At 71.0% G+C, this 18,268-nt stretch carries 14 protein-coding genes; 5 read left to right on the top strand and 9 right to left on the bottom strand.

Features of this window, described 5'->3' with window-relative positions:
• Nucleotides 1-32: 32 nt before the first annotated feature.
• Complete coding sequence (locus AC3B5L_RS04740; protein WP_259954266.1) at nt 33-1,076, top strand: ATP-dependent DNA ligase; 1,044 nt, start codon at nt 33-35, stop codon at nt 1,074-1,076.
• A 6-nt stretch (nt 1,077-1,082) separates the two neighbouring features.
• Here AC3B5L_RS04740 and ligD read toward each other — a convergent pair whose 3' ends face one another.
• The 6 genes from ligD to AC3B5L_RS04710 form a co-directional block, all read right to left on the bottom strand.
• Nucleotides 1,083-2,153, bottom strand: coding sequence for a non-homologous end-joining DNA ligase (ligD, locus tag AC3B5L_RS04735; RefSeq protein ID WP_268777175.1), 1,071 nt, complete (start codon nt 2,151-2,153; stop codon nt 1,083-1,085).
• A 66-nt stretch (nt 2,154-2,219) separates the two neighbouring features.
• Nucleotides 2,220-3,356 carry an SseB family protein gene (locus tag AC3B5L_RS04730; protein ID WP_259954264.1) on the bottom strand — a complete coding sequence of 379 codons (1,137 nt, stop codon included), beginning with the start codon at nt 3,354-3,356 and terminating at the stop codon, nt 2,220-2,222.
• 44 nt (nt 3,357-3,400) lie between these two features.
• Nucleotides 3,401-5,854, bottom strand: coding sequence for an ATP-dependent helicase (locus tag AC3B5L_RS04725; RefSeq protein ID WP_259954262.1), 2,454 nt, complete (start codon nt 5,852-5,854; stop codon nt 3,401-3,403).
• An 84-nt stretch (nt 5,855-5,938) separates the two neighbouring features.
• Complete coding sequence (locus tag AC3B5L_RS04720; protein WP_259954261.1) at nt 5,939-9,064, bottom strand: lamin tail domain-containing protein; 3,126 nt, start codon at nt 9,062-9,064, stop codon at nt 5,939-5,941.
• 133 nt (nt 9,065-9,197) lie between these two features.
• Complete coding sequence (locus tag AC3B5L_RS04715; protein ID WP_187663448.1) at nt 9,198-10,214, bottom strand: ABC transporter permease; 1,017 nt, start codon at nt 10,212-10,214, stop codon at nt 9,198-9,200.
• The gene (locus AC3B5L_RS04710) at nt 10,211-11,197 is read right to left on the bottom strand and encodes an ABC transporter ATP-binding protein (RefSeq protein WP_259954260.1); all 987 of its coding nucleotides are present in this window, start codon (nt 11,195-11,197) and stop codon (nt 10,211-10,213) included. Before AC3B5L_RS04710 ends, AC3B5L_RS04715 begins: the two co-directional genes overlap by 4 nt.
• A gap of 89 nt (nt 11,198-11,286) precedes the next feature.
• On the opposite strand from AC3B5L_RS04710, the gene AC3B5L_RS04705 reads away from it, so the two are divergent.
• Entirely contained in the window at nt 11,287-11,685 is a 399-nt protein-coding gene (locus AC3B5L_RS04705) for a YccF domain-containing protein (RefSeq protein WP_060922036.1), read from the top strand.
• 10 nt (nt 11,686-11,695) lie between these two features.
• Here the strand turns inward: AC3B5L_RS04705 and AC3B5L_RS04700 are convergent, their stop codons facing one another.
• Nucleotides 11,696-12,682 carry a glycerophosphodiester phosphodiesterase family protein gene (locus AC3B5L_RS04700; protein ID WP_259954259.1) on the bottom strand — a complete coding sequence of 329 codons (987 nt, stop codon included), beginning with the start codon at nt 12,680-12,682 and terminating at the stop codon, nt 11,696-11,698.
• Between the two features lie 91 nt (nt 12,683-12,773).
• Between AC3B5L_RS04700 and AC3B5L_RS04695 the strand changes: the two genes are divergently transcribed.
• Together AC3B5L_RS04695 and AC3B5L_RS04690 are read left to right on the top strand one after the other, a co-directional pair.
• On the top strand, nt 12,774-13,682 hold the full coding sequence (locus tag AC3B5L_RS04695; RefSeq protein ID WP_490096234.1) for a Bax inhibitor-1/YccA family protein: 909 nt from the start codon (nt 12,774-12,776) through the stop codon (nt 13,680-13,682).
• 159 nt (nt 13,683-13,841) lie between these two features.
• On the top strand, nt 13,842-14,114 hold the full coding sequence (locus tag AC3B5L_RS04690) for a GlsB/YeaQ/YmgE family stress response membrane protein (RefSeq protein ID WP_187663444.1): 273 nt from the start codon (nt 13,842-13,844) through the stop codon (nt 14,112-14,114).
• A 97-nt stretch (nt 14,115-14,211) separates the two neighbouring features.
• Here the strand turns inward: AC3B5L_RS04690 and AC3B5L_RS04685 are convergent, their stop codons facing one another.
• Together AC3B5L_RS04685 and AC3B5L_RS04680 are read right to left on the bottom strand one after the other, a co-directional pair.
• Nucleotides 14,212-15,507 carry an RNA polymerase sigma factor gene (locus AC3B5L_RS04685; protein WP_259954257.1) on the bottom strand — a complete coding sequence of 432 codons (1,296 nt, stop codon included), beginning with the start codon at nt 15,505-15,507 and terminating at the stop codon, nt 14,212-14,214.
• 13 nt (nt 15,508-15,520) lie between these two features.
• Nucleotides 15,521-15,949, bottom strand: a complete 429-nt coding sequence (locus AC3B5L_RS04680) for a YciI family protein (protein WP_259954256.1) — start codon at nt 15,947-15,949, stop codon at nt 15,521-15,523.
• A gap of 183 nt (nt 15,950-16,132) precedes the next feature.
• Here AC3B5L_RS04680 and AC3B5L_RS04675 point away from each other — a divergent pair, with 183 nt between their 5' ends.
• Complete coding sequence (locus tag AC3B5L_RS04675) at nt 16,133-18,229, top strand: glycoside hydrolase family 10-like protein (RefSeq protein WP_490096233.1); 2,097 nt, start codon at nt 16,133-16,135, stop codon at nt 18,227-18,229.
• The last annotated feature ends 39 nt before the right edge of the window (nt 18,230-18,268 follow it).

The following is an 18,268-nucleotide window of genomic DNA, read 5'->3' as shown; positions in this document are numbered from 1 at the left end:
CCCCCGCTCGCCGCCCGGTCCAGGATGGGTGCATGCGCTACGAGATCCCGGCCCCCATGCTCGCCAAAGCCGTCGCGGCCGTTCCCGACCCCGACAAGACGCCGGGCGGCCTGCTCTACGAGCCGAAGTGGGACGGGTTCCGCGGGCTCATCGCCTGGGACGGCGAGAAGGTCGAGATCGGGTCCCGCGGCGCGAAGCCCCTGACGCGCTACTTCCCGGAGCTCGTCGACGCGATCCCGCAGCTGCTGCCGGTGCCCTGCCTGCTCGACGGTGAGATCGTCGTGGCCACGGGTCCGCACGGCGCGCAGCGTCTGGACTGGGAGGCCCTCAGTCAGCGCATCCACCCGGCGGCCTCCCGGGTCGCGAAGCTCGCCACGGAGACCCCGGCCATGTTCATCGCCTTCGATCTGCTCGCCTCCGGGGAGGACGACCTGCGGGCCCAGTCGTTCGAGACGCGCCGGGCCCGGCTGGAGACGCTCATGGACTCCGTGGAGCACCCGCTGCACCTGACCAGGACCACCCGCGATCGGGACGCGGCCGTCCGCTGGCTCGAGGAGTTCGAGGGCGCGGGGCTCGACGGCGTCGTGGCGAAGCCGCTGGCCCAGCCGTACGCGCCGGGGAAGCGCACCCTGTTCAAGATCAAGCATGCGCGGACCGCCGACGTCGTCGCCCTCGGCTACCGCATCCACAAGTCCGGCACCGGGGTCGGCTCGCTGCTCGTCGGGCTCTACGACGCCGACGGGACCCTGCGCCAGGTCGGCGGGGTCGCGGCGTGGAGCGACGCGAAGCGGAAGCAGCTCGTGGAGGAGCTCGCGCCGCTGGTCGAGCGCGACGAGGACGGCGCCGCCGTGACGGGTGAGGGTGAGCGGTCGCGGTTCAGCGCATCGAAGGACGTGTCGTTCGTTCGCCTGCGCCCCGAGCGGGTGCTGGAGGTGCGGTACGACCAGCTCGAGGGCGCGCGCTTCCGCCACACCGTGCAGTTCGAGCGATGGAGGCCGGACCGGGACGCCCGCTCCTGCACGTACGACCAGCTCGACACCGTCGACGGCTACGACCTCGCCGACGTCCTGAGCTGAGCGCGCTCAGTCGTCGACGGGGTTGCCGTCGGCATCCCAGTTCGCGGCGTTCTTCTTGCTCGGCTGCACGCGCGGCGGCTCTCCCGGCATCTTCGGGAACTCCGGTGGGAAGGGCAACTCCCCGAGGCCGTCCGCCGTGTCGCGCTCCCACCACTCCAGCAGCGTGTCGATGCGCCCGGGCTTCGCCTGCATGTCGGCCCAGGGGTCGCCGACCTCTTCGAGCCGCTGCGGGACGCTCCGGACGGTGAACGTCCTGGGGTCGAGATCGTCGAGCTCGTCCCAGTGCACAGGCGTCGCGACGGTCGCACCGGGGAGGGCGCGCGGACTGTAGGCGCCGGCCATCGTGCGGTCGCGGTTGGCCTGGTTGAAGTCGACGAAGAGGCGCTCGCCCCGCTCTTCCTTCCACCAGTTCGTCGTGACGCGATCCGGCATCCGGCGTTCGAGCTCCCGGCCGGCGGCGATCACGGCGTGCCGCACGTCGAGGAACTCGTGGGTCGGCTCGATCGGGGCGAAGACGTGCAGGCCGCGGTTGCCGCTCGTCTTCGCGAACGCCTCCAGCCCGGCCTCCCGCAACACCTCCCGCAGAGCGTGGGCGGCGGGGACGGCCTCGGCGAACCCGGTGCCCGGCTGGGGATCGAGGTCGATCCGCAGCTCGACCGGGTTGTCGGAGTCGGTCGCCAGCGATGCCCACGGGTGGAAGACGATGGTGTTCATCTGCACCGCCCACACGATCGCGCTCGTGCGGTTCAGGACGATCTGGGGATGGCGGCGGCCGCTGTTGTAGGTCACCGTGACGGCGTCAACGAAGTCCGGAGTGCCCTTCGGCGGGTTCTTCGAGAAGAACCCCTCGGGACGCGGACCGCCGGCAGCGCCGACGCCGTCGCGGAAGCGCTCCAGGGACACCGGGCGGTTGCCGTTCGCCGAGAGGAACGGCACAGACACGAGCTGCACGTACTCGGCGAGTTCCGCCTTGGTGATACCGAGGTCGGGCCAGACGATCCGATTCGGGCTGGAGAGCGCGACCTCACGCTCTCCGTCGGTGTCGGCGACGGTCAGGGTCACGCGTTCAGAGGCCATGCTCCGACCCTAGGGGGCGGTCACGACGCACGGAACCCCCGGCAGGCCCCCGGTGGACGCGTGCCGTCAGTCCTCGATCCGCACCGCGCGCACGAGCACCGGGGCGAGGGCGTCGCGCTCCACCACCATCGAGGGTCCTGCGGAGTCGATGATGACGCCGGCCATCTCGGAGTGGCTCGACAGCACCTTCGCGAGCTGGTCAGGCTCGAAGGGCAGCGGGCGGTCGCCGCGGCCCAGCGCGATGACCTCCAGCGGGTGCGAGAAGAGCTGGAGGAAGCGCCGACCGTCGGCTGTCTGAGCCTCGGCGATGCCGACCTGACCGGTGCCGGATCCGTCGTTCACGGCCACCCACATGCGCGTCGTGGCGAGGGCCTCGCCCACCTTGGCGGGCGAGTCCTGCTCCCGCGGAGCGGCGAGCAGCGACTTCACGGTCATGTCGACGTCGGCCTGCTCGAGCGTCTTCTGCAGGAGCTCAGTGGGGAACACCACACGATGCGGCGCCGAGGCGTTGTCGATGATGAGACCCGCGAAGTCGCCGGAGACGACCTGCTGCATGACCGAGGTCGTCGGCTGGGCGACCGCGGACGTGGCGGACGGGTCTGCTTCGAGCTGGACGGAGTCGCGGACGGCGGCCGCCGAGCTGAATGCCAGCATGAACTGCCGCTCTCCGTCGCGGACCACGGCGACGGCCAGCGGCTTGCCCTCGCTGATCTGCGCGCGGGCATCACCGCTCACGCGGATGTAGAGGTGGCTCTGCAGAGCCTGGCGGAGCACTCCGAGGAGCTGCTCGTTGGAGGCGCCCGCCTCGATCTGCGCCAGGGACTCGCGCAGGAGGACGTTGTCCTTCATCCCTGCGACGGTCTCGGTCTGCTCGGGCGGGAGCGCAGGAGCGAGCGGGAGCTTCCGCTCGGCAGCCGGCGCCGCGGGCTCCTCCGCCGGGCGCGGCGGTGTCGCTGCGGCAGCGGGCGCCGGTGCTGTCGCGGCATCCGGATCCGGAAGGGCGACCTCGGGTCCGGCTTCGGCGCCAACACCGCGGAACGCCTGGACGGAGATGCCGACGGCGGGCGATGCCTCGGCCGTCGACGCCTCCGACTCCTCGGTCGCCATGCTCGCGTCCTCCTCGGTGTCGGCTGCCGGAGCGGCGGAGGGGGCGGGAGCGACGGCGTCGTCGCCGGACTTCTTGCGGCGGGAGAAGAGGGCCATGGGAGCCAGCCTAACCGTGTCTCCCCGCCCCCTTCGCCGCGACGTCAGAGCTTCTGGATCGGTGCGACCTTGATGAGCAGCTTCTTCTGCCCCGCCGTGTCGAACCGGACGTGGGCGATGCGCTTGGCCCCCTCACCGGTGACGGCGTCGACCCGGCCCTCACCGAAGTCGTCGTGCCGGATGCGGTCTCCGGCGGCGAGTTCGAGGTCGCCGTTGTCGCGCATCTTGGCGGTGACACGGTTGGGGATCTTGTCCATCGCCGTCGAGAGCGGCTTGAGGGAGTCGCGGGGCAGGGCCTTGACGCCGAAGCGGTCGCCGGAGCCCCCGGAGCGGCGGGCGTTCAGCGCCCTGGACTGCATGCCCCCGCGGGAGTTGACGTCGCCCGGGGACTGCCGCCAGTCGATGAGGGAGGCCGGGATCTCCTGCAGGAACCGGCTGGGCATCGCGACCGTCACCTCGCCGAACTGCGCGCGGGTCATCGCCAGGGACAGGTGCAGGCGCTTGCGGGCGCGGGTGATGCCCACGTAGAACAGCCGCCGCTCCTCCTGCGGCCCGCCGGGCTCTCCCGCCGAGATGCGGTGCGGGATGAGGTCCTCCTCGACGCCGGTCACGAAGACCGCGTCGTACTCCAGGCCCTTGGCGGTGTGCATCGTCATGAGCGAGACCGACCCGGACTCGTCGTCGAGGTCGTCCGCATCGGAGACCAGCGCGACCTCGGTGAGGAAGTCGGTGATGGTGCCCTCGGGGTTGTTGCGCGCGAAGTCGCGCGTCACGGCCACGAACTCGTCGAGGTTCTCCACGCGGGCCTCGTCCTGCGGGTCGCGGCTGGCGCGCAGGGCGTCGAGGTACCCGCTCTTGGACAGCAGGAGGCTGAGCCCGTCGGCCACGGAGGTGGGCGGCGGCACCTCCCCCGTCGGCGGGAGCATGATCGCCGTCGCCTCGGCGAGAACCGCATCGAGCTGGGCGATGGCAGCCTGGATCTTCGGGCCCACACCGAGCTGCCCCGGAAGCGACAGGGCCTCGCGGAAGGCGATGCCGTGCTCGTCGGCGAAACGGGCGATGGCGGTCTCTGTGACGTCGCCGATGCCGCGCCGCGGCTTGTTGAGGATGCGGCGCACGGCCATCTCATCGGCGGGATTGGCGACCGCCACGAGGTAGGCCAGGGCGTCCTTGATCTCGGCGCGCTCGTAGAACTTGGTGCCGCCCATGATCTTGTACGGCACGGCCGAGCGGATGAAGATCTCCTCCAGCGCGCGGGACTGCGAGTTCGTGCGGTAGAAGACGGCCATCTCCGAGTACGGCATGCCCTTGCGGTGCAGGGCCTCGATCTCGTCGGCGACGAACTGGGCCTCGTCGTGCTGCGAGTAGCCGGTGAAGCCGATGATCCTGTCGCCCTCGCCGCGGTCGCTCCAGAGCTTCTTGTCCTTGCGGTCGAAGTTGTTGCCGATGACGGCGTTCGCCGCGGAGAGGATGTTCTGCGTCGAGCGGTAGTTCTGCTCGAGGAGGACGACCTTCGCCCCCGGGAAGTCGCGCTCGAACTCGCTGATGTTGCGGATGTCCGCGCCGCGGAAGGCGTAGATCGACTGATCCGAGTCGCCGACCACCGTCAGCGACGCCCCGGCCTCACCGGCGCCCGGTGCCGGCTCGGGGTCGGGCTCGAAGATCATCATGCCGTTGGCGGCATACGGCTCCGGTGTCGCGCCGACCCCGGACACCGGACGGGTGAGCTCGTGGATGAGCGCGTACTGCGCGTGGTTGGTGTCCTGGTACTCGTCGACGAGGATGTGGCGGAACCGGCGGCGGTAGGTGTCGGCGACCTGGGGGAACGCCCGGAACAGGTAGACCGTCTGGCCGATGAGGTCGTCGAAGTCGAAGGCGTTGGCCTTCTGGAGCTGCCGCTGGTAGTCGGCGAAGACCTCGACGAAGACGCGTTCGGCCGGGTCGCTCATGTTGGCCTGGCGGGCATAGGCCTCGGCGTCGGAGAGCTCGTTCTTGAGCTTGGAGATGCGCCCCTGGACCGCCGCCGGGGTGAGGCCGTAGGCGTCGGCCTCGTGCTCCTTGACCAGCCGCTTGAGGAGGGCGCGGGAGTCTCCGGAGTCGTAGATGGTGAAGTTCTTCGTGAACCCGAACTGCTGCGCCTCGCGGCGGAGGATGCGCACGCACGCGGAGTGGAACGTGGAGATCCACATGCCGCGCGCGGCGTCGCCGATGAGCCCTTCGACGCGCTCGCGCATCTCGCCGGCGGCCTTGTTGGTGAAGGTGATGGCGAGGATCTGGCTCGGCCACGCCTCCCGGCTGCGCAGGAGCGAGGCGATGCGGCGCGTGAGCACGCTCGTCTTGCCCGATCCGGCGCCGGCGACGATGAGCAGCGCGGGGCCGCGATAGGTGACGGCCTCGAGCTGCTGGGGGTTGAGGCCGGCGAGGAGGTCGTCCTGCGCGGGGGCGCCGGAGGACTGCGGGCCGACGGATCCGGGGACGATGAGAGGGGCTTCGGTCATGACCTCTCGAGTCTAGGCGGCGGCACCGACATCGCGGTCCGCGTCGGGGAGGGATACAGGCGACCGCCCGCACCCCTCCCCCGGTCAGGCGGTGCGGTTCCGACGGCGCAGCGCGAGGACCCCGGTCGTGAGGAGCATCAACGCGAGCGCGGTGGCGGCCACCGGCAGGTCCGCTCCGGTCGCGGCCAGCCCCTCGCCCGCGGCGGTGACGCGCAGGTCAGCCCAGCCGAGGAGCGTCCCATCCGCCGCGTAGACCGCGATGCGGTGCGCGCCCAGCGGCGCGTCCACCGGAACGGTGACCGTGAGGGCACCCGTCGCCGAAAGCGTCCCCGCAGCCAGGCGGACCGGGACGGAGTACATCCAGACCTCCGCCCGCGCTCCCGCGGCATCCGCGCCGACCGTGACGGTGACCCGCTGCCCCGGTGCGGCCACCGCCGGATCGACGGTGACGCCGCGGCGGTTGCCGTCCACGAGCTCCGTGCCGGGAAGCGGCGGGTTCTCCGCACCAGGGTTCTCGCCACCAGGGTTCTCGCCGCCGGGGTTCTCCCCACCGGGGTTCTCGGCGCCTGTGCCGCCCGGCAGCGTGCCGGTGCGCAGCGCCTCCGAGGCGAAGCCATCGGCGAACCACCACACCGGACGCTGTCCGTCGACCGCGAGCGACGCGGGAGCCGTCGCGAAGCCCTCGTTGTTGATGTCGGGCATGCCGGCGGGCCGCGCGTAGTGAGCGATCCCGGGCCGCGCGGTCCCGTTCAAGGTGAGCTCGGCGGAGCGGCCCTGGCAGCCGTCGTCGCACACCGCCCACAGGGTGCCTCGGACGTCATCCCAGTCGAGCGCCATGACACCGGTGAGCCCGGGGGAGATCTCGGAGACGAGCGTGGCCGTGCCGTCCGCGGCGAGCGCGAAGGCGTAGACGTGCCCGTTGTCCTCCACCGCGACGAAGAAGAGGCCGTCGCCGTGTCCCGGATGCACGGCCGGGTCGTAGGCGGTCCCGGTGGTGTCGTCGAAGAGCTTTCCGTTCAGCGCACTGTCCGGCACCCACTGCACGGCCTCGATGCCGAGGTTCGCGCCGACCGCCGGGAGCATCGCCGTGAGATCCCATTCCCGCTGCGCCACGAGATCGCCGGCCGCCGCGTCCGGATCGACCCGCAGCAGCACGTTCTGGTTCACACCCTTGGCGCTGTTGTCGCGCTCGGACGCCACGTAGACCAGGCCCCTCCCGTCGACCGTGATGCCTTCGGTGTCCGGCCCTGCGGCGCCCGGGTTCCCGGTGTCCTTGGCGAAGCGCACACGCTTGCCCTCGTCCCAGCCCGCGGCCTTCTCCACCGAGCCGTCCGCGTGGGCCTCGAGCTTCCAGATGCGCCCCTCGCCGTTATCCACGGCCCAGAGGAATGCCCCGTCCGCGGTCTCCTGCACGTCGAGGCCGGAGCTGTCCTCGAGGAACGTCGGCACGTCGTCGAGCACCCGCACTTCGGCCGACCCCGGCCAGGTGCCGACGGTGACCTCGCCCGCGCACACGTTCGGCGCGCCCTTCGTCGGCGTCGCGGTCGCCGCGAAGGCTCCCGTGGTGTCAGGGCAGCGGCCCCAGGAGGTCGCCGCGTGGCCCTCGCCCCAGGCGGTCTCGTCGATGAGCAGCTCACCGTCGAAGAGGCGGACGGCGTCGCCCGCGCCCAGCCCGAAGCCGAGGGCCGAACGCTCGATGACGAAGAAGCCTCCGGCCGGGATCGTCGTGCCGACGGGAACGGTGTAGGCGTGGGCGTCGTCGTCGTCCTTCACGACGACGCCACCGATCTCGAGCGAGGCGCCGGTCGGGTTGACGAGCTCGATCCAGTCGTCCGGCGCGCCGCCGTCCGACTCGACCTCGTTGATCCGCACCGGGTTCCCGCAGGCGTTGCGCTGGCCCTTCGTCGCTGCCGGCGCGTCGACGAACGCGCCCGTCCCGTCGGCGCAGCGTGCCCAGACGCCGTCGGCGTGCGCGGAGTAGACGTGCTCGTCGATCATGAGTCCGTTCGCGTCCCGCAGCGTCACGGTGTCGCCGTTGCCCAGCCCGAAGACGAAGTCGGCGGGCTGATCGAAGACCCGGTATCCGCCCGGAGGCAGCAGCGTCCCCGCCGGCAGCGGCGTCGTCTCCGAGGCGTGTCCGACCGGATCGCCGTCCATGACGGTCCAGCCGGACAGGTCGACCGTGGTGCTGCCGGTGTTCACGACCTCGACCCAGTCGGTCGCGTCCCCGTTGGACTCGATCTCGTTGATCGCGACATCAGGGAGGACGCAGGAGTTCACCGCTCCCGGGGTCGCGTGCGCGAGCACGAAAGCGCCGGTACCGTCCGGGCAGCGCGCGAGCGTGGCGGCGGCGAAGTCCCCGTCGATGGCGGCGTGTCCCTCCCAGGGCTGCGTATCGTCGACGAGCGTGCCCGCGGTGTCGAAGAGGCGGATGCGGTCGGCGCTGCCGATGCCGATCGGGTCGCGGAACGCCGCCTCCACGCCGTCGACGAGCCCGATCGTGCCCTCATCGACGACGAGAAACGCTTCTGGTTCGATCGTGGTGCCCGGCAGGAAGCGCCACCGGTGGTCATCGGAGTTGTCGCGGATCTCGTACCCGGAGACATCGAGCGCCTCCGTCCCCGGGTTGTGGAACTCGACCCAGTCGGCCGGCTGCGAGTCGACCTCGTTGATGCGGATCGAGCCCGCGACCGACGCGACCTGGCAGTCGTTGGGCGCGCCCGGTGTCGCCGCCGTGGCATGCGCCCAGTCGCCCGTCCCGTCGGGGCAGCGCGCCCAGACCGCCAGCGGCGCGGTGTTCGCGTAGGCGTAGGAATCGACCTCGACCCCCTCCGGGTCGTGGAGGACGACCTCGTCCCCCTTGCCCAGCCCGAAGGCGAAGTCCACGTCCTTCACCAGGACGAGGAGCGCGCCCGGCGCGAGCACCGTCCCGGCCGGTGCCGCGCCGAAGCTGTCGCGCTTCTCGTCCGAGACCCGCCAGCCGGTCAGGTCGACGCTCGCCGAGCCCGCGTTGTAGATCTCGATCCGGTCGGCGAGCCCGGTCGCCGCGTCGTCGTAGACGATCTCGTTGAGGACGAGCCCTGCTTCGGCGGTCGGCGCGGGCTCGCCGGGAGGGATGGCACCGGAGGCGGCGACGGGGGCGGCGATCAGGGCGGCGGCGCTCAGCGCGCACGCCGCCGTGACTGCCGCCACGGAGTGCAGTCGGGGCATGGGGGCTCCTGGAAGATGGCTCGACTGAGCGCAGACGGGTACCCGTCCAGACCACCGCTGCCGCATGGCCGTCCGTCGACCCGTCGGTGGACGGCCGGTGAACGGTCGGTGGCGTCTTCCTCGGCCCTGCCGGTCAGGCGATGCGCGTACCGGGCGGCAGCCGTCGCGCCGGCGTCCGCGTCCGTGCCCACGCTCCCGCGAACAGCGCCCCGGCGAGCACGACCTGCACCCCGAGCCCCACGAACCAGCTGGGCACGGTCTCGTCGATCACCTGCTCAGCCGTCTGGGAACCGCTCTCCGGGTCGCAGTCGTCCCATCGCTGCTCCAGCGGCGAGAGCTGCGCGCTGCGGACACCGAACTTGATCTGCCCGTACAGATCGACCGGGTACCCGCTCGTGTTGAACTCGGTGGGGGTCGCGTCGGCGAGCACGACGAACGGGTTGGCGGCGAGCGCCCACCACACGAGGTCGAACCGCGGCGCCTCGTACGTGTAGCTGTCCCAGCTCTCGCAGTCCACGTTGCCGTTGCTGTCGTAGGGGCGGCTGTAGGTGGTCGCCTCGCTGCGCACGGCCAGGCCGCCGAGTGCGAAGACGATGATCGTGCCGATGACGAGCGCCGACACCACGAGGTAGGTGGACGCGACGGAGAACAGCGGCCGGGCGATGAGGCCGCTCAGCCCCACGCCGATCGCGGCGACGATGATGATCTCGGCGGCGAGGACGAGCAGCGCCACGAACAGCACGATCGGATCGGTTCCACCCGCCAGCAGCGACGCCGCGAGGAACGGAACGGCCACCAGCAGGAACGCGCCGCCCGTCGCGATCGCCGCGAGGAGCTTTCCCAGCATGATGTCGCCGGTCGACGCCGCGGTGACCTGGATCGGCGCGAGCGTGGCCGCCTCCCGGTCGCCGTTGATGGCGTTGCCGCTGAGCGTCGGCGAGACGAGCACGACGAGCAGCAGGACCACGTTGACGACGATGGACGACACGCCGGCCCCGACGTCCTCCCCCCAGGAGTACACGGCGAACGACAAGCCGGTGACGCCGAGGAGCACCAGCGCGAAGACGCCGAGGAGCACGTACCAGCCGACGCTCCGCAGCCGCTGGGTCAGTTCGAGGCGCGCGATGACGACGATGTTCGCGAGGCTCATGCTCCCGCCTCCGTTCCGTGGGGTGCCGCAGGCGGCGGGGGTGGGGTCGTCGCCGCGGGCGGCTGCGGGTTCCGGAGCGCGAGGAAGGTGTGCTCCAGGTCGCTCTGCGCGGGTGCGAACTCCGCGACGGGCAGCCCCGCCTCCACGAGGAGACGCAGCGACTGGGCGGCGGCGTCTTCCCCGGGGAAGCCGACGAGGACGGCGCCGCGGTCCACGACGAGGGACTCGGGAGCCAGCCCGAGAGTCGACGCGACCTGCCAGGTGTCCGCGGTCAGGCGTGCGGGGGTCGCGCCGGCGAGCCGCACCCGCCAGGCGCGGACCGCGCTCTGCGCCGGAGCGGCGTCCACGACCGCCCCGCCGACGAGGAAGACCGCGTCGTCGACGACCTCCTCGAGCTCGGACAGGACATGGCTGGAGATCAGGACCGTGCGTCCCTCGGCCGCGAAGCGGCGCAGCAGCACCCGCAGCTGCACGCGGGCCTCGGGGTCTAGGCCGGAGGCCGGCTCGTCGAGGAGCAGCACCTGCGGGTCGTGGACCAGGGCGCGGGCGAGGCCGAGCTTCTGCTTCTGCCCGCGGGAGAGCACCTTCGCCGCCGAATCCGCGAGCTCCCCGAGACCGACCAGGCCGAGGAGGTGCTGCGCCCGCCGCTCCGCGTCCGCGCGGTCGATCCCGTAGAGCCGGGCCGTGGTCACGATCGTCTCGCGGGCGGTGAGGGAGGGCCAGGCGCCGAGGGCGTCCGGCATCCACCCCAGCACCCGACGGGCGGCGAGCGGGTCGGCCTCGGGGTCGATGCCGCCGATGCGGATCGAGCCGCTGTCGGGGGCGAGCAGCGAGGCGAGCATCAAAAGCAGGGTCGTCTTGCCCGCCCCATTCGGGCCCACCAGGCCCGTCACCCTTCCCGCCTCTGCGCGCAGCGTGGCCCCTCGCACGGCCTGCACGTCCCCGAACGCTCTACTGACGTCGTCCACCACTATTCCGGTCATGCGGTCAGTCTGGCATCGCCGGGCGCGAGCGCCGGGGACCTCCGGGCTGATGCCCAGCCGCGCCGCCCCGCGGGTGACACAATCGCAGTATGCGCACGATCCTCAACATCATCTGGGTCATCCTCGCGGGCTGGGCGCTCTTCCTCGGCTACGTGCTGGCCGGCCTGCTGCTGTGCATCCCGATCATCACGATCCCGTGGGCCATCGCGTCGTTCCGCATCGCCGCCTACGCCATCTGGCCCTTCGGCCGCGAGGTCGTCAGCAAGCCGACGGCCGGCGTAGGTTCGTTCCTCGGGAACGTGCTCTGGGTCATCCTCGCGGGATGGTGGCTCGCGCTCGGTCACATCGTGTCGGGACTGGCGCTGTGCATCACCATCATCGGCATCCCCATGGGCATTGCCGACTTCAAGATGGTCCCGGTGTCGCTCATGCCGCTCGGTAAGGAGATCGTCTCCACCCGTCAGGGCGCGTTCGACCGCACGCTCTGACCCCGGCGGGTCAGCCGCGGAAGAACGCGACGCCGAGATCGGGGTGGTCGACGAAGACGCCGTCCACGCCCTGCCGGGCGATCACGCCCCACTCCGCCTCGTAGTGCCCGAACGCGCTCTTGCCTCCCGGCCCGCGGTGGGGCGCCGCGAGGAAGGCGTTCTCCGGCCGGCAGGTCCAGGTGAAGACGGTCAGACCGCGGGCATGGGCGTCGGACACCAGCGTCGTCCCCGGAACGAGGAGCATCTTCTTGTCGACGCTGATCCCGTCGACCCGCCCGACCAGACGGTCGAGGTTCTCGGGCACCACCGTCTCCGGGTAACTCAGGGCGGTTGCTCCCTCCGCGACGAGGAGATCGTACGGCTGTCCCGCCGCCTCGACGAGGTAGACGAAGCTCGCGGCGACGCCCGCGGCGCGGAGCTGTCCGAGCACGGTCGATTCGAAGCTCTCCACGATGAGCGGCAACTCCCCCACCGCCCACCGCGCATCCCGCAGCTCCTGCGCGATGAGGGGCGCGAGGTCGAGCCCGATGCTCGCGAAGTGGGTGGCGTGTTTGACCTCGAGCACGACGCCGATCTCCCGCCCCTGAGCGGCCGCGGCCGCCCGCACCAGGTCGAGCACGTCGCGCAGACGCAGGATCGGCTCCGCGCCGTCGAAGGAGGCGCTGGACGACCGGATCTTCGGCAGCCGCTCCCGGCACCGCAGCGTGGACAGTTCCTCCCAGGTGAAGTCCTCGGTGAACCAGCCGGTCAGCGCGGCGCCGTCCACGCGCCTCGTCGTCCGGCGGTCGGCGAACTCCGGGTGATCGGCGACGTCGGTGGTGCCGGAGATCTCGTTCTCGTGCCGCACGACAAGGACGCCGTCCTTGGTGGCGACCACATCCGGCTCGACGGCGTCGACCCCCATCGCGAGGGCGAGCTCGTAGGACGAGCGGGTGTGCTCGGGGCGGTAGCCGGGAGCGCCGCGATGCCCGATGACGAGCGGGGATTTGCTGGGCACGCTCACAGCGTAAGGCACCCCGGGAGTGTCGCCGCCCGGGTATCGTGGAGGAAAGCGACCTACGACCCCCCTTTGGAGTGAGGCCCACCTGATGAGCAACTTCGCCTTCAACAATCCTGCTTTCCAGCAGCAGGACCCGCGCAACGTCGCGACCTACCCGGGTGCGCAGGGCGCACAGGCCGCGTCGCTCCAGCACGGTGCGATGGATGCCGCCGCCAACGCGCAGCTCGAGGGCATGTACGCCGCCCCCGCGGCCGGCGCCCTCGAGACCGACCGGATGTCCGTCGAGGACACCGTGTGGAAGACCGCCGGCCTGTTCGGCATCCTCCTCGTCACCGCCGCCGTCGGCTGGGTGCTGACGCTCGGCGGCCTCGACGTGCCGCGGTACGACCCGTACAACCCCGCCGCCGTCAACGTGCTGCCCTGGGCCCTCGGGGCGCTCGGCGGCTTCGTGCTGGCGATGGTGATCACCTTCACCTCGCGCAAGAAGGTCCGCCCCGCGCTGATCTTCGCCTACGCGGCCTTCGAGGGCCTCTTCATCGGCGGCATCTCGGCGTTCTTCGAGGTCCGCTGGCCCGGCATCGTCTTCCAAGCGACGCTCGCGACCGTCTCGGTCGTCGGCGTGACCCTCGCCCTCTTCGCCAGCGGCAAGATCCGCGCCTCGAAGAAGGCGACCAAGATCTTCATGATCGCGATGATCGGCTACCTGGTCTTCTCGCTCCTGAACCTCGTCCTCATGTGGACCGGGATCAACGACAACGCCTTCGGTCTCCTGAGCATGAAGGTCATGGGCATCCCGCTCGGCCTCATCATCGGCGTCCTCGTCGTGATCATGGCGGCGTACTCGCTGGTGCTCGACTTCGACCAGATCCAGCAGGGCGTCCGCAACGGCGCTCCGCGCAAGTACGGCTGGCTCGGCGGCTTCGGCATCATGGTCACGGTCGTCTGGCTCTACGTCGAGATCCTGCGGATCATCGCGATCGCCCGCGGCAACAACTGACGCGATACGGCACCACGAAAGGCCCGTCTCCCTGCGGAGGCGGGCCTTTGCCATATCCGGGACGGTGCGCGCAAGGGGTTGGCACGCGGTCCGGCGACCCGCCACAGTGGATACCACGAAGCCCCGGCACCCCGGGGCTCCTGACCCAAGGAGCTGACCATGAGTTTTCTCGGCTTTCTTCTTCTCGGCCTCATCGCCGGAGCCATCGCGAAGCTGATCCTGCCCGGCAAGCAGGGCGGCGGATGGTTCATCACCCTGCTGCTCGGCGTCGTCGGCGCCCTGCTCGGCGGCTGGCTCGGCAGCCTGATCCTCAACCGTCCGCTCACGGAGTTCTGGGACCTCGGCACCTGGCTCCTGGCCATCGGCGGTTCGATCATCGTGCTGCTGATCTACGGCCTCATCGCCGGCCGCAGCCAGCGGGTCAACGACTGACGCAGACCCCACTCGACGCGCTCCGCGTCACCCACGCCCGTCCCTCACGGCTGCGAGAGCATCCGTGAGGGGCGGGTCTTTTTCGTGCCGCTGCCGGTCAGCCCTCGGCTCCACGTGCCTTGCGCTCCAGGAGTCGGCGTTCGCGGTCGTTGCCGGCCAGCCCTGCGGCCACCGCGAACTCGCTGCGCGCCTCACTCTCCCTGCCGAGCCGACGCAGCAGCTCGCCGCGCGTGGCCGGGAGGAGATGGTACCCGCGCAGCACCCCGGACGCGCTCAGCTCATCGAGCAGCCGCAGGGCGGAGGCAGGCCCGGTCGCCATGGCCACGGCGGCCGCGCGGTTCAGCTCCACCACCGGAGACGGGGTGAGCCGGCCCAGTGCCTCGTAGAGCACGACGATGCGATCCCAGTCCGTCTCCTCCACGGACGGCGCGACGGCATGGCACTCGGCGATGGCTGCTTGCAGACCGTACGCCCCGCGACCCCGGCCGAGTCCGTCCGCCGTCGCCAGAGCCGCTCTCCCCCGCGCGATCCGGCTGCGGTCCCAGCGTCCGCGGTCCTGATCGGCGAGCAGCACCGGGTCCCCGTTCCGGTCGGTACGCGCAGGGAAGCGGGCGGCCGTGAGCTCCAGGAGCGCGAGCAGGCCGTGCACCTCCGGCTCCCGAGGCTGCAGCGCGGCGAGCACCCTGGCGAGCCGGATGGCCTCGTCGCTCAGCTCCGGCCGCATCCACTCCGGACCGCTGCTGGCTGCGTGAGCCTCGTTGAAGATGAGGTAGAGCACCCCGAGGACCGCACCGAGCCGCGCCGGATGCTCGTCCCGCGGTGGCACCTCGAACGGCGCGTGCGCGGCCGCCAGCGTCTTCTTCGCGCGCACGATCCGCTGCTGCACCGTGGCTGTGGGGATGAGGAAGGCGCGGGCGATCTCCCCGGTCGACAGACCGCCGACGACCCGCAACGTCAGGGCGACCTGCGCCTCCCGCGAGAGCACCGGGTGGCACGCGATGAAGAGGAGGCGCAGCACGTCGTCGTCCACCGCGTCCGGATCCCACGGCAGGTCCGGCACCTGCGCCTGCTCCTGTTCGAGCTCGTGCGCGATCAGAGCGAGACGATCGTCCAGCCGCTCGCGGCGGCGCCACCCGTCCACCGCCTTCCGCTTCGCCACGGCCGTGAGCCACGCCGCGGCGTTGCGCGGGACCCCTTCGACGGGCCATTGCCGCAGCGCGGCGACAAGGGCCTCTTGCGCCAGATCCTCCGCCAGGCCGAAGTCTCCGACCATCCGCGTCAGCGTGCCGACGATGCGCGCGGACTCGATGCGCCACACCGCTGCGACAGCCCGCTCGGCCGCCTCCTGCGCAGAGGCGGCCGAGGTGGTCCCCGGGTCCGAGGAGCCGTCCATCAGCGGAGCGGCCTCACGCCTGCTCGGTACGGCGAGCCTGCTCCTCCCGCCAGCCCGCCTCCTTCTCGATCCACTCGTTGTCGGCGGGGAAGTCCTCGGGGCCGGTCACCCGGCGCACCTCGAGGAACGACCCCGGCCCCAGCGGCGCCCGGCTCGCCCACTCGGCGGCCTCCTCGCGCGAAGACACCTCGATGATCCAGAAGCCGTTGAAGAGCTCCTTCGTCTCCCCATAGGGGCCGTCCGTGAGGAGCGGCTTCTCGGCGCTGAAGTCGATGACGAAGCCCTCCGCCGCGTCGGTCAGGCCCTCGCCGGCGACGAGGACGCCCGCCTTCATCATCGACTCGTTGTATCGGCCCATGGCCTCGATGACCTGCTCGAAGGGCATCTCCTGGTAGGCCGCCACCGCGTCGTCGGTCGCGCGCATGATGAGCATGAACTTCATGATGTTCTCCTTGTTCCGAAGGGCCGTTCCTCGACCCTCTCATCACAGACGTCGAACGGGAACAGCGGAGATCGACATCGGGGTGGAACGTCTTTCGTTGACTTCTCGAGGACGCACTGAAGGCATAGAGTTTCAGTTCACACCCTTTCAATGGAAATTGTTTTCCAGATCGGACGAGACTCGATGAAGAGACGCATCGCGGCCACCGCCGCTGCCGCCCTGCTCCTGCTGGCGCTCCCCACCACCGCCGGAGCGGCCCCCGACGAGGAGCCGTTGACCCGGTACGTCAAGGACACCTCCGGCGCCTATGGCTACAGCACGGAGCCCGTGTACACCTATCCGGGATCCGGAGAGCAGGTCGCCATCCCCACGACGCTGACGCCGGAGAACCGCCGCTTCTCCAGCGCCTGGGTCGGCACGATCGGCAACCTGAACTTCGGCAAGCCCACGGATGCAGCGGACTTCGACGCCCGCTACGCGACGGTGCTCGACGACTTCGCCTCCTGGAACATGAACGCCGTGATCTTCCAGGTGCGTCCGCTGCTGGACGCCTACTACCCCTCGGCGCTCAACCCGTGGTCCGAGTTCCTCACCGGCACCCAGGGCGCCGATCCCGGGTACGACCCGCTGCAGCGCATGGTGGAGGCCACGCACGCGCGCGGCATGGAGTTCCACGCCTGGCTGAACCCCTACCGTGTGACCAACACCAAGATGACGTCTCCCGCGATCCTCACCGCACTCGGGCTCACCGCGGACGAGGTGAAGGCGCTCTCGATCCCGCAGTACATCGCGGCGCTCAACGACGCCGGCATCCTCGCCGACGACAACTTCGCCGTGCAGCACCCCGACTGGGTGCTGTCGTTCGAGGAGAAGCTGTTCCTGGACCCGGGCCAGCCCGAGGTCCCCGCGTACGTCGCGGCCACCGTCGCCGAGATCACGGAGAACTACGACGTCGACGCCATCCACTTCGACGACTACTTCTACCCGTACCGGATCACCGTCGACGGCCAGAACGTGTTCTTCGGCGCGCAGGGCGAGGACCGCGCGACCTTCGAGGAGTTCGGCCTCACGGCGGGCTACCCCGACACCGTGGACGGCATCGAGGCGTGGCGGCGCGACAACATCACGGGTCTCATCACCCTCGTCGGCGACGCGATCGATGCCGGCAACGCGGCCCGCGGCACCGCCGTGCAGCTCGGCATCAGCCCGTTCGGGATCTGGGAGCACGAGGCGCTGGACCCGGCCGGATCCCACACGCCGACCAGCTCGTCGCAGACGTACAGCCAGGCGGTCTTCGCCGACACCCGCGGGTGGGTGCAGAACGAGCTGATCGACTACATCGTGCCGCAGATCTACTGGAGCTTCGATCAGGCCGCCGCCCCCTACGGGGAGCTCGCGCAGTGGTGGAGCGACGTCGCAGCGGGCAGTCGCACCCAGGTCTACGTGGGGCATGCGCTCTACAAGCACGTCAACAACGGCGGCTGGGAGCAGGCCTGGATGAACCCGGAGGAGGTGCCGAACCAGATCCGGTACAACCAGACGCTCGACGGCATCGAGGGCAGCGTCCTGTTCAGCTACAACGACATGAAGGCCAGCGATCTGAGCTCTCTCCCCGCTGATCAGCAGCCCAAGCACCAGGCCAAGAACACCGCGATCGAGCTCCTCGAGGGCGAGGCCTTCGCCCACCCCACGCTCGTTCCGGCCAAGCCCTGGCTCTCGGACGGACAGGTGGCCACCCCGGCGGCCCCCGAGGTCATCGACGGCGAGCTCCGCTGGCAAGCCGGGGACGCGCAGGAGGCCCGCCAGTATGCGATCTATCGCGGAACCGGTGATCCAGCGCAGATCGTCGCCACGCCGGGCGCGCTGGTGGACACGGTCTGGGCAGGCGGCGCGGCGTCGTTCCGCTTCCCCCTCCCCGCCGACGATGCCCCCACCGCCGCGCGCGCTGCGACGGAGACCTGGGTGGTGACCGCGCTGGATGCCGCCGCCGTCGAGAGTGCGCCGGTGGCTGTCGCCGTGGACGAGCCGGTGGACCCGACCGACCCGGGGACTCCGACGGATCCGACCGGACCGACGGACCCCGGCAGCCCGTCGAACCCGGGCGCTGCGGGTGAGGACGGCGTCACGGCACCCGGGGGCGGGGCCACGCGTGGCGAGCGCGGTGATCTCGCGGCGACGGGTGGCGACGCCCCCATCGTCGCTCTGGTCCTGGGCGGCCTGCTACTGGCCGCCGGCGCCGTCACCACGGTCGTGGCCGCACACAGGCGCCGCACGCGATGACGCCATCGACCGCCGGGGGGCCGCTCGCGACCTCCCGGC

It is taken from the genome of Microbacterium sp. C-MGS6, from assembly GCF_058140415.1.
This window is presented reverse-complemented; position numbering and strand designations above follow the sequence as displayed.